The sequence below is a fragment of the Pontibacillus halophilus JSM 076056 = DSM 19796 genome, assembly GCF_000425205.1.
GTDB lineage: Bacteria > Bacillota > Bacilli > Bacillales > BH030062 > Pontibacillus_A > Pontibacillus_A halophilus.
In genome coordinates this window covers 211,536-223,496 of record NZ_AULI01000005.1, presented here as the reverse complement: position 1 = coordinate 223,496, position 11,961 = coordinate 211,536, and the positions used below count along the sequence as shown (strand labels likewise).

Annotated in this window: 11 protein-coding genes; all 11 read right to left on the bottom strand. The window is 42.2% G+C overall.

The genetic code is table 11. The features are described 5' to 3' along the window. Positions 1 to 37 precede the first annotated feature (37 nt). On the bottom strand, positions 38 to 1,045 hold the full coding sequence (locus H513_RS0105525) for a helix-turn-helix domain-containing protein (RefSeq protein ID WP_026799843.1): 1,008 nt from the start codon (positions 1,043 to 1,045) through the stop codon (positions 38 to 40). Between the two features lie 18 nt (positions 1,046 to 1,063). Continuing rightward, complete coding sequence (locus H513_RS0105520; RefSeq protein ID WP_026799842.1) at positions 1,064 to 1,855, bottom strand: DUF3388 domain-containing protein; 792 nt, start codon at positions 1,853 to 1,855, stop codon at positions 1,064 to 1,066. Between the two features lie 266 nt (positions 1,856 to 2,121). Next, complete coding sequence (locus H513_RS0105515) at positions 2,122 to 2,379, bottom strand: DUF3243 domain-containing protein (protein ID WP_026799841.1); 258 nt, start codon at positions 2,377 to 2,379, stop codon at positions 2,122 to 2,124. A gap of 68 nt (positions 2,380 to 2,447) precedes the next feature. Then, entirely contained in the window at positions 2,448 to 3,170 is a 723-nt protein-coding gene (gene ymfI, locus H513_RS0105510) for an elongation factor P 5-aminopentanone reductase (protein ID WP_026799840.1), read from the bottom strand. Between the two features lies 1 nt (position 3,171). Further along, positions 3,172 to 4,461: an EF-P 5-aminopentanol modification-associated protein YfmH gene (gene yfmH, locus H513_RS0105505; protein ID WP_026799839.1), complete on the bottom strand. Its 1,290-nt coding sequence runs from the start codon at positions 4,459 to 4,461 to the stop codon at positions 3,172 to 3,174. Continuing rightward, the gene (gene yfmF / locus H513_RS0105500; RefSeq protein ID WP_026799838.1) at positions 4,458 to 5,744 is read right to left on the bottom strand and encodes an EF-P 5-aminopentanol modification-associated protein YfmF; all 1,287 of its coding nucleotides are present in this window, start codon (positions 5,742 to 5,744) and stop codon (positions 4,458 to 4,460) included. Before yfmF ends, yfmH begins: the two co-directional genes overlap by 4 nt. 403 nt (positions 5,745 to 6,147) lie before the next feature. Then, positions 6,148 to 7,104, bottom strand: a complete 957-nt coding sequence (locus H513_RS0105495) for an ABC transporter permease (RefSeq protein WP_026799837.1) — start codon at positions 7,102 to 7,104, stop codon at positions 6,148 to 6,150. Continuing rightward, entirely contained in the window at positions 7,082 to 8,170 is a 1,089-nt protein-coding gene (locus H513_RS19640) for an ABC transporter permease (RefSeq protein WP_051239692.1), read from the bottom strand. The genes H513_RS0105495 and H513_RS19640 overlap by 23 nt, the downstream gene beginning before the upstream one ends. Continuing rightward, positions 8,170 to 9,699: an ABC transporter ATP-binding protein gene (locus tag H513_RS0105485; protein ID WP_026799836.1), complete on the bottom strand. Its 1,530-nt coding sequence runs from the start codon at positions 9,697 to 9,699 to the stop codon at positions 8,170 to 8,172. Before H513_RS0105485 ends, H513_RS19640 begins: the two co-directional genes overlap by 1 nt. Before the next feature lie 126 nt (positions 9,700 to 9,825). Further along, complete coding sequence (locus H513_RS0105480) at positions 9,826 to 10,932, bottom strand: BMP family lipoprotein (RefSeq protein ID WP_026799835.1); 1,107 nt, start codon at positions 10,930 to 10,932, stop codon at positions 9,826 to 9,828. Positions 10,933 to 11,040: 108 nt separating this feature from the next. Beyond that, the gene (locus tag H513_RS0105475) at positions 11,041 to 11,766 is read right to left on the bottom strand and encodes a GntR family transcriptional regulator (RefSeq protein ID WP_026799834.1); all 726 of its coding nucleotides are present in this window, start codon (positions 11,764 to 11,766) and stop codon (positions 11,041 to 11,043) included. Between the last annotated feature and the right edge of the window lie 195 nt (positions 11,767 to 11,961).

Here is an 11,961-nt window from a genome sequence, read left to right as displayed (position 1 = left end):
AAGAAGAAAAGAGTCATCTATAAAAGATGACCCTTTCTTATTGAGATGACTCTTTTACTTTGATTTCAAATTTCTGGTGAGGCTTGTCTGCCGGCTTCACCGGATACTGTAGCTCTACACCGTTAATCTTAATTGTGGTATCTACTGTTCTACCTACGTTTAAGTAAACACCTTTCTCCCCAGACAAGTCAAATGTTTTCGTATCAGACTCACCTTGTTTCGGGAATGCATCAGCATAAAATGATTTACCATCTAGATTCTCAACATTTAGGTACGTATTGGCAGATTGAATCTCCACTTTCAATTCATCGTTCACACCTGTAACTTCAAATGTATGGGTTGGTGCATTCTCAGAACCTTGTTGAACTAACTTTATTTCAGGTTTCGACTCTTCTTCTGCAGATTTCTCTTCCTCGGAAGGAGTGTCCTCTTTGTCTGTCTGCTCAGACTCCTCGTCTGATTTCTCCTGATCAGAAGCCGCTTCATCTTCTGCCTTTTCAGCTTTCTTTTCTTCGTTTTCATTCTTACTTTCATCTTCTTGTCCTTCAGCAGTAGCTTCTTCTGCCTCTTCCTCATCGCTCTCATTAATCGAAATCGGCTCGCCTCCGTCTGAAGTCTCCGCCTCATTCGTCTCGTTGGCATCACCATTACCCGTTCCGTTAATAACAAAGAACGCAATGAGGACAACGACGCCGATTAATAAAGCGCCTACGATAAGCTTTGGAAATGCTGAAGCAAACACTGATGTCTTGTCGGACTGCTGCTCTCTTTGTCGCTCTGCCCGAGAATATTGAACGTATTCTTCATCTCCAGAGCTCGGAAGTTCTCCTTTATGCTCTTCCATCACTTCATCAGGGTCGAGTCCAACAGCCTCTGCATATTGCCGAATGAATGCGCGTGTATAGAATTTCCCAGGCATAATGCTGAAATTACCCGTTTCAATAGCCTGTAAGTACCTTTTTTGAATCTTCGTTTCCTGCTGTACATCATCAAGAGAAAGCCCTTTCGCTTCTCTCGCTTCTTTCAAACGATCTCCAATTTCCATTTGTTAACACCATCCAATTTAAAAGTCGAACATTGAAAAGCCATCCCCTTGCTCGAACACAGGTCGGTCTATTTCTTCGTATGTAATCTCTTCATTATCATCGTTTCTCAGTTCTATGATGTAGTCAAAGTCATTTAATGTATATTCTGTAGAACGGACAAACATATCGGGATGTTCGACTACCTTCGTAGCTGGCAGACGCATAATCTCACGTACAAGTTGCCAATGTTGTTCATTCGCACGCTTCGTCGATACAATACCGTCGAAAATATACAAATTGTCCTCTGAATATTCTTCCTGAATGAGTCGATCACGGATGGTTTGCTTTAAAAGTGTACTTGAAAGAAAAAGCCATTTCTTATTCGCTGAGACACTAGCCGCGACAACCGACTCTGTCTTTCCGACGCGAGGCATCCCTCGAATTCCGATTAACTTATGGCCATCTTGCTTGAACAACTCAGCCATAAAATCGACCAGTAACCCTAAATCTTCACGAACAAATCGAAACGTTTTCTTATCGTCATTGTCTCTATTTATGTAACGTCCGTGTCGCACAGCCAATCGGTCGCGTAATTTCGGTTGACGATATTTCGTAATCTTAATTGTATCCATCGTATTTAAAATGGAACGCAAGCGCGTTACTTGCTCATGGTCTTTACAGAGCAGCAACATCCCGCGTCTTGAATTCTCTACACCATTAATTGAAACAATGTTAATAGAAAGCATACCTAGAAGTGAAGAGATATCACCTAGTAGTCCAGGACGGTTCAATTGAATTTCGTATTCTAAATACCACTCGATCTTCTCCATGAAACCCTCTCCTTCCTAACAACCCCACCACATCTTCTATAAGGGAACCACTTTGTGGCATAACTACTCTCTATCATAAATGATTTTCAAATAATAGAAAAGCACAATATCTCCCTAATTTTTATGAAACGTGTTTTTGTCAGGTGGGGTAGACAAAAGCAGAAAATGTATGACCTGGAGCGACTGCCACTCCTCATTTCTAACTCAAACGACTCCTTCAGCATAGAAAAAAGCAAGAGGAGCGCTCCTCTTGCTTTTCATTTAGCTTATTTAGAGCCGTTATTCTTCACAAGTTTCACCATCATATTTGCAATGGCATGTTGTTCTTCCTGATCGGCTACTTGCCATAGGTCACGAAGGACGGCTTCTTCTGCGTTTTCAGCGTTCACTTGGTTTACTAAGTAGTCGCCAATTTCAAAGGCGAGCTCATTTACTGTTGCATCCTGCATACCTTCAGATTGAGCTTGGCTTAAACGGTCACCTAAAAAGCCTTTCCAGGAATCCCAATTTTCAAGTACAGACATTATTACCCCTCCTATATTAAGCTTACGTGCTTAATATCTGCCCAATATAGGGAGTTTATACATGGATTTTATCCTTGCCACGCACCGTTCACATTTAGAAGCTGACCATGCATGTAACTCGATTCATCACTGCATAAAAATCGGATTACAGAGGCCACTTCCTTCGCTTCGCCAAAGCGCCCAACAGGGATTTCATCTTTAAGAAGCTGCTGTTCTTCACTCGACAAATGATCATTCATTTTCGTGTCGATATACCCTGGACGTACACCGTTCACATGAATACCAGATCGGCCAACTTCTTTCGCTAATGCTTTCACGAAGCTGTCTTGTGCACCTTTAACGGAAGAGTAAAGAACTTCAAGGCCCGCTCCCACTTCCCCCCATATCGATGAGACGAGTACAAGGTGACCTTTTTGATTTGTAATCATCGAGGGTAAGACCGCTTTTGAAACGAGCCATGGGGTTTTCACGTGGATATGATAGAGGTGGTCCATCTCCTCCTCAGATATGTCTTGTAACAACCCGTACTGGTTTACGCCGCTTGCGAAGACCACCACATCAACATGGAACGTAAGCGATTGAATGAGATGGTGAATGCCACTTGAAGTGCGAATATCGCTCTTTATCGTCTGAAGCACAGTATGTTCAGGGAGGTCGTCTATGAGACGTTCAATAGCCTCTTCATTCTGATTGTAGTGAAGGATGAGCTGTGCACCTTCTTCACCAAATAAAAGAGCAGTGGCGCGACCAATGGCACCACTTGCTCCAATAATAAAAACGGTTCTATTCATGTTACTCTCCTTTAGGAACAACTTGAGTCACGGCGATTCGTTCTTCATCAATCCAGTGTTTCAAGTGATCGAGGAGTTCATCTTTCGTAACGTTCTCAATCGTTGGAAGTACTTCGAAGAAATCAATTCCTAAATGGCGATATTGAACGAACGTATTTGCAATAAATTCAAGAGAATTCATAGAACGCATGAATTGACCTACTTTCTTCTTCTTCATCCGTTCAAATTCTTCATCCGTAATTTCACGATTCTTTAGTTCATGCAGCATCTCTGTAACTTTATTGGCGAATTTGTCCGGTTCACGTGTGTTTCCACCAATAACCGTAAATCCAAACGTCTTATCAAGATGCGTTTCATAAGAGAAGCTGTCATCAATTAAATCTTCCTTATAGAGCGTTTCATAGAACTCTCCACTTTTTGAGAAGAAATGGTCAAGTACCATATCTTTAATTAAATCGATACGTAAGAAGTTGTCCTTAGTAAGGACAGATAAGTCTTCCTTTAGACCCACCATACTTTTAGAAACGGTGACAGGCATCTCAATGACGTGTTTCTTCTTCGCAACCGCTGTTGGTTCTTCAGGGTATGAACGATTAATGCCATCAAGTGGTTTAAACTCTTTAAACGACTGATTCTGCTCAATCTCATTCATCATCGCTTCAGGATCAAAGTTACCAGCAAGGAAGAACGTCATGTTCGAAGGATGATAGAACGTGTGATAACACGTATACAAATCTTCTTTCGTTATGTGTTGAATGGAATCTACCGTACCTGCAATGTCAATTTGAACAGGGTGATTCTCAAAAAGACTTTGAATCGTTCCAAAGAATGCTCTCCAGTCTGGCTGATCGTCATACATTCGAATTTCTTGCGCAATAATGCCTTTCTCCTTCTCTACTGATTCATCTGAGAAGTAAGGATCTTGTACAAAATCGAGCAACGTCTTCACGTTTTCTTCAATTTGACTTGTTGAAGAGAACAAATAAGCCGTACTTGTGAAAGAAGTAAAGGCATTAGGAGATGCCCCTTGCTTTGTAAAGTCTTGAAATACATCACGGTCTTCTTTCTCAAATAGTTTGTGCTCAAGAAAATGGGCAATTCCATTTGGAACCGTGACCTTCTCATCTTTCCCGATAGGCGTGAACGTTTGGTCAATGGAACCATACTCCGTCGTGAAGATTGCAAACGTTTTGGCCATCTCTTGTTTTGGAAGCAAATATACTTCTAGACCGTTGTCGAGTGTTTTTGAGTATAGCGTTTCTTTTACTTGTTCGTAATATTTCTTGTTCATGATTGTCCTCCTTCCTCATCTTTCGTAAGGAAATAAACCGTGTCAAGTTCGATTGCTTTCGCAACACGCAACAGGTCTTCCCGCTCAACTTGATTTACACCTTGAAGCATTTCATCTGGAGTGGTTTCTTTACCAGACAGCACTTGGTGGTAAAGAATTTCTGTAAGGCCATATGGATTGTCCATCGTTTCAAGCAACTGGTTGGTTACTTGCTTTTTCGTTTCAGAAATAGCCTCATCTGTGAAATCCCCATTCTTCATGGCGTTCATCTGCTCTTCAATAATCTCACGTGCTTGATCGTAATCCTCAGGAGCAATTCCGCTAAATACGAGCAATAACCCTTTGTGACTTTCAAAACGGGATGCCGCATAATAAGCTAGGCTATGCTTTTCACGTACATTCATGAATAGCTTCGAGGATGGGAAACCACCAAATAATCCATTGAATATTTGAAGCGCATAGTAGTCGTCATCTTGAAAGCGAATGCCAGTACGATAACCTAGGTGAAGCTTCCCTTGTTGGATGTTCTGACGTTCTACCACTTCCTTAGGTGTAGAAGGTGCATCCTTGACTGTCGTTTCGATAGAACGGGAAGGATCATAGTTACGAGTGAAATACTCTTTCGCTAATTCTTCAACTCTTGACTCGTCCATAGCCCCTTGAATGAAAATGTCCAATTCATCTTGGGAGAGTAGTGTCTGATAATAAGAATACAGATTTTCCCCATCAATCTCCTCTAAATCTTCCTCATAGCCATGAACATGAAAGCGATACGCTTCCTCTTCGCACATTTCATCCATAAGACGCATATTCGCATAACTCATTTTATCGTCGAGAATAGATTTAATCTTTTGGATTAGCGTTTGTTTCTCACGTTCAAGAATGGTTGGGTCTAACGAGCCCCCCTCCATCTTCGGTTTAAATACGACCTCATGAAGTAACTCTAAACCTTGTTTCAATAAGTCTTCGTCACTTCTTAGGAATGCATCATTCGCTAGTTCCATACGGAAGGTAATAATATGGTTTTCCCCTTTTTTAGACGCATCAACAGACAGCACAGTACCGTACAAGTCGTCGAGTGCAGTACGGAAGGAACGAGCGCTTGGATGATTCTCAGTCGCTTGTTGCAGGACATACGGCAACAACGCACGCTTTGTAATGGTTTCACGTTCTAATGGAGCGCGGAACTTCAGAACAATCGTGTTTGTTTTGTATTTATTGGTTGGAATGATATGTAGACGGTATCCATCTCCATCCACTTTCTTTTCTTGAATTGATGGCATATAGTTATCCTCCTTCAATTACACCCTATACTACTCTTTATCTTTTCATATTACATGAAAAACTATCCAAAGGTATGTATTCTATCATTCTAACGTGTTTTCCTTTCTCACGCGAACGATACGAACAGAAATTCTGCTTTCCTATCTTATCCTTACGTTCGTTTCCAAATGCTGAGCATTAGCCTACTGAATTCATTCGCTTTCCGGGGGAGTAACGGTCACTTATCTATAATCCTGTGATGGCGACTAGTCAGACAGAAGATTACCCCTTATATAAGCTATATTGTAAAGGAGATTCTTCTCAACTTAACGGGCAAAGGAGAAAGTACTCGCAGGAAATTATAGATTTATGTGATAAGCAAAAAGATGCAAATCACTTAGATTTGCATCTTTCGCTATCCTGTTAACGGCTACCTTTAACATATGGAATGTTGAGTGCTTTTGGTGCGTCGGCTCGGCCGATGAAGCCGGCTAAAGCTAGTATGGTTAGGACGTATGGTGCAATGAGTAGATAAACAGATGGTACGTTCTCAAGTAACGGAAGGGATGAGCCAACGTCGCTTAAACTTTGTGCGAATCCAAAGAAAAGTGCCGCGCCCATCGCTCCTAGTGGATGCCACTTCCCAAAAATCATTGCTGCAAGTGCCATGAATCCTTGTCCACTAATGGTTGTACTTGCAAAGTTTTGAGAGATGGTTAACGCGAACACACCGCCTCCAACTCCAGCAAATGCACCAGATAAGATGACTGCAATATACCTCATTCGTTCGACTTTAATCCCATTCGTATCAGAAGCCATCGGGTGTTCTCCGACTGATCGTAACCGTAGTCCAAATGGGGTCTTGTACACCACATACCACACGACGAAAGCGAGAAGAATTGCAATATATGAAGTCGCATAACTGCTAAACAACATATCACCTACAATCGGAATATCACCAAGGACAGGAATGGAAGTAGAATAGAATGGTGCGTCAACCATATCTGTCTGCCCTTTCCCGTACCATTGTTTGACTAAGAAGATGGATACGCCTAATGCAAGAAAGTTTAAAGCCACTCCACTTACGACTTGATCAGCACGGAACGTAATGGATACAACCGCATGAATCAAAGCAAATAATGCCCCAATGAACATCGCAACAGATAGAGACACCCAAGGCGTTGCCCCGCCAAACGTGTCGGCAAAGGTTAGGTTAAAGACGATTGCCGAGAAGGCACCGATGACCATAAGCCCTTCTAACCCGATGTTTACAACACCAGACCGCTCACTAAACACACCGCCAAGGGCTGTAAATATGAGAGGTGCAGCCCAGAAAAGCGTAACGGGTAATATAGTCTCAAGCATCTCGAGTAGTATCATGAGTCTTCTCCTCCTTTACCTTCTTCGATGTATTACGTTCGATACGGTTTAATGCCCAGCGGATAATGTATCCCGATGCGACAAAAAAGATAATAAGAGCAATAACAATCTCTACAAGTTCAGTAGGCACACCAGCAAGCGGCATGTTTAACGCCCCTACTTTTAGAACACCAAATAAAATGGCACCTAGAACCACACCAATTGCTGTATTCCCTCCAATTAGAGCGACAGCAATTCCGTCAAATCCAATGTTTGTGAAGCCAGACTGAACAGACATTTTCTCAAACGTTCCAAGACCCTGCATCGTACCTGCAACCCCTGCAAGGGCGCCGGAATAGACCATTGCAAGTATGATGTTTCGATCTACTTTCATACCCGAATAGCGAGAGGCGTGTTGGTTGTAGCCAACAGCTCGGAGTTCGTATCCCTTAGTCGTTTTATTCAACAAGAACCACACCAGAAAGACACTTATCAAAGCTACAATAAAGCCGAAATGGATACTTGAGTAACCTGTAACTTCATCAAGCCACTGAGAGCGAAACGACGCAGACTCTGCTACACGCTCAGTCGAATCTTGTTGATCTGTAATTACATTTCGAATAACCGAGTTCGCTATGTAAAGAGCCGTATAATTCAGCATAATCGATACAATCACTTCGTGGACGTATAGTTTCGCTTTCAGTATCCCAGGAATAAAGCCCCATAGACCACCTGCTAAAGCCCCTGCCAAAATAGCCAGAGGTAAGTGAATCACCATAGGTAAATCCATACTCACACCTACCCAAACTGAAGCAAGCCATCCCATAAATACTTGCCCTTCAACCCCAATGTTAAAGAGCCCAGCTCGAAATGCTAATGCAACTGCAAGACCAGACAAAATATATGGCGTGATTTGGCGAACAGTTTCACCTGCAAAGTATAAATCTCCAAATGCTCCGTTCCAAAGAGCTGCATATCCAGCCAACGGGTTATAGCCTGATAGAAGCATGATGATTGCTCCGGCAATCAGTCCTAAAAACACCGATATGACAGGGATTAAGATATGAATGAATCGGTTTGACAACATTAGTGGTCACCTACTTGTTCTGGAAGTTTGCTACCTGCCATAAGCAACCCAAGCTGTTGCTCACTGGTTTCTGATGGTTTGACGATAGCGACAATTTTTCCGTTATACATAACTGCAATGCGATCGCTCACGTTCATAATTTCCTCAAGCTCAAAGGAAACGAGTAAGACAGCACGGTCGTTATTGCGTTCTTCAAATAACTTTTGATGGATAAATTCAATGGCTCCGACATCGAGACCCCGAGTTGGCTGGGCTGCAATCAGAAGGTCCGGTGAACGATCAATCTCCCGAGCAATGATCGCCTTTTGCTGGTTTCCACCAGACAAAGCTCTAGCCTTTGTACTTGTACTAGGTGTACGAACATCATATTCATCGATTAGTGCTGCTGCATGCTGGTCAATCGTCTTATAATTCAAGATTCCCATCTTAGAAAACGGCTGTCTATAGTAGGTTTGGAGTGCCATATTTTCACCAATTGGGAAATCAAGGATGAGCCCGAATTTATGCCGGTCTTGTGGAATGTGAGCCACGCCTTGTTCCGTGACTTTCCGAGGAGATAGGTTTTTAATGTCTTGGGTATTTAGTTTAATAGAACCTGATTCCGCTTTCCGTAAGCCTGTAATTGCCTCAATTAACTCGCTTTGACCATTTCCATCAACACCAGCAATTCCAACAATCTCTCCAGCATGAACGTGTAAATCTAGCCCGTTCACCATATCTACTTTACGAGAGTCTTTAACAACTAAACCTTCAATAGCAAGCACTTCTCTACCAGGCACCTTCTCAGACTTCGTGGAAGCAAAGTTGACTTCTCTTCCTACCATTAAAGAAGCTAATTCAGTAGGATTTGTATCTGCCACTTCTACTGTGCCAATTCCTTCTCCTTTACGGATAACGGTAACTCGGTCACACACTTCCATAATCTCTTTCAATTTATGTGTAATGAGGATGATGGATTTTCCTTCTGCAATAAGCGATCTCATAATTTGGATTAGTTCCTGAATTTCTTGTGGTGTGAGTACAGCCGTTGGTTCGTCAAGAATCAGGATATCTGCTCCACGATAAAGCATTTTTAGGATCTCAACTCGTTGTTGCATCCCTACTGAAATATCACGAATTTTAGCCTGTGGATCTACTTGAAGCCCATAACGTTCAGATATTTCCCTTACTTCTTGCTCAGCTTTCTTATAATCAATTTTCCCGCGATGTTTCGGTTCACTACCTAATATAATGTTCTCAGTAACCGTGAAAGGTTCTACCAGCATAAAATGCTGGTGTACCATGCCTATTCCAAGCTCATTCGCTATGTTAGGATTATTGATTTCTACATTCTTGTCTCGTACCCGAATCTGCCCCTGTTCCGGCTGGTAAAGACCAAAGAGGACATTCATGAGCGTAGATTTCCCAGCACCATTCTCTCCTAATAGTGCATGAATTTCCCCCGGTTTCACCTGAAGGGTAATGTTGTTGTTCGCTACAATCCCTGGGAACTCTTTCCGAATATTAAGCATCTCAATGACATAGTTCATCCCCATCACTCCTTTTCAGTATCGGCCACAAAGGAAAAGGCCGGACGTCATACTTTTCCTTTGTGGCCTTCTCGTCAAATTACGTGTATAAAAAGGCTAGATCATAATCTAGCCCTTTTATTTACCTTATAGAGAACTTACGTATTCTTGAAGCTCGTCTTGAGTCTTCGGTACAGTAAGCTCATCATTTTTGATTTTCTCTTTCCACTCATCTACTTTAGAAGCAATTTCATCTGTATACGCTTCTTCGTTAGTTGTAGCAACGGAGATTGCTTCATCATCAAGACCGAATTGAAGCACTTCGCCTCCTGGGAATTCACCATCCATCGCTTGTTTCGATACATCTTGAACAGCCACATCTACTCGTTTCACCATAGAAGTTAAGGTAATGTTCGTGTCTTCACCTGGTACTTCTCCTTCTTCATGCTGGTCACGGTCTACACCAATCATGTAAATGTTCTCTGAAGGGTCATTCTTCTTACGGTCTTTCGCTTCCGCAAAAGCACCGTTACCTGTTGCACCAGAAGCATGATAAATGACATCAACACCGCTTGAGTACATTGTAGATGCAATTGATTTTCCTGTTGCAGGCTGGTCAAATGCGCCTGCATATTGCACGTCCACTTCTGCGTCAGGGTTCACTGATTTCACACCAGCTACAAAGCCAACTTCAAACTTCGTAATTAGAGGGCTTTCCATACCCCCGATAAATCCAACCTTACCTGACTCGGATTTCATTGCAGCTGCAACCCCGACTAAGAAAGAACCCTGTTGTTCTTCAAACATAATACTTGCTACGTTGTCTTGTTCCACTACATCATCGACAATTGCAAATTGCTTGTCAGACTGTTGTCCTGCTACTTCTTCAATGGCGTCGTGAAGCTTATACCCAATACCGAAGACAAGATTGTAATCACGCTTGATTAATTGGTTCAGGTTCGTCTTGTAATCCGATTCATCTTGAGATTGTAGGTACGTGAACCCTTCCCCTTCTGTTAAACCTTCTTCTGAACCTAATGCTTTAAGACCTTCCCAAGCAGATTGGTTAAACGATTTATCATCTACTCCGCCTACATCCGTAACCATCGCTACTTTAAAATCTGTTGTGCCTTCTCCTTCTGAAGAGCCGCTATCTCCTTCGCCCTCCCCTGAAGACTCAGAGCTTCCACAAGCTGCAAGCAGCCCAACAGTTACCATCAATAGAAATGTAAGAAATAATGATCGCTTTTTCATTTATAAATCCCCCTTATATGGTTGAACGAATCAAAAGCCTATCCCGCCCTGTAGGTTTGTCTGCCATCACCCCCTTAAATCGAACTTCTATTCTGACTTCTCACGTCATTACACTCTCTTTCGTAGAACATAAAAGCCGAACTGGTCCGTTCTAAAGTAATTGTTTGATAGCAATACGGGTTCATCTTCACTTGTATAGTGCATTTGTTTCAGTAGTAGTAAGGGTTGATTCTTGTCACAATGTAAGATAGGTGAGATGCGTTCGTGGTAGCCGACTGGTTCAATGTATGTGACGGCATAAGCAATGCGCTTGTGACTATAGGTATCAAGCAATTGGAACAGGGAATCTTCTAGGTGTAAGTGGTCTAGCGGTACGAGATGTTCTGGGAGTTTGTCGATGCAGTAGACAACAGGCTCGTCATCTGCGGTGCGTACTCGTTCTAATTTTGCGAGTTTATGTAGATTCTTAGAGGAGAATTGGGCAACGTCATCATCCGTTGCTTCAATGATATTTGTTGATAAATACGTGCTGCCAGGTGTCTTCCCAACCCTCGAGATGAGGTCGGTTACGCTAAATAGTTCTTCAATACCGGATGAGAATACGGGTTTCGCCTTTACGAACGTACCCACTCCATGTTTACGGACTAATACGTTTTCTTCTTCGAGCAATCGAAGCGCTTCACGTAATGTAGCTCTCGATACACCAAGCTTCTTCGATAACTCAAATTCTGACGGTAGTTTTTCTTTTTCTTTGTATAGTCCTGATTCAATGTCCTTCTTTATTGCATCGATCACTTGTAGGTACAAATGACGATGATCTGCTTTAATGCTCACTACGTTCACCCCAAATCCAGAGAAGTAAGAAATCAGACCTCAGACGTTTGACTCACATCGTTCCAAAATAATATAACACTATTACTACTATAAATAAATAGAATTTTATATGTTTTTCTCAAAATTCTTTACTATTCGACAAATCCCCTTTCATGTCAAGGGTTATGGCACGATGCGTATTCTGTTAACTAGTGT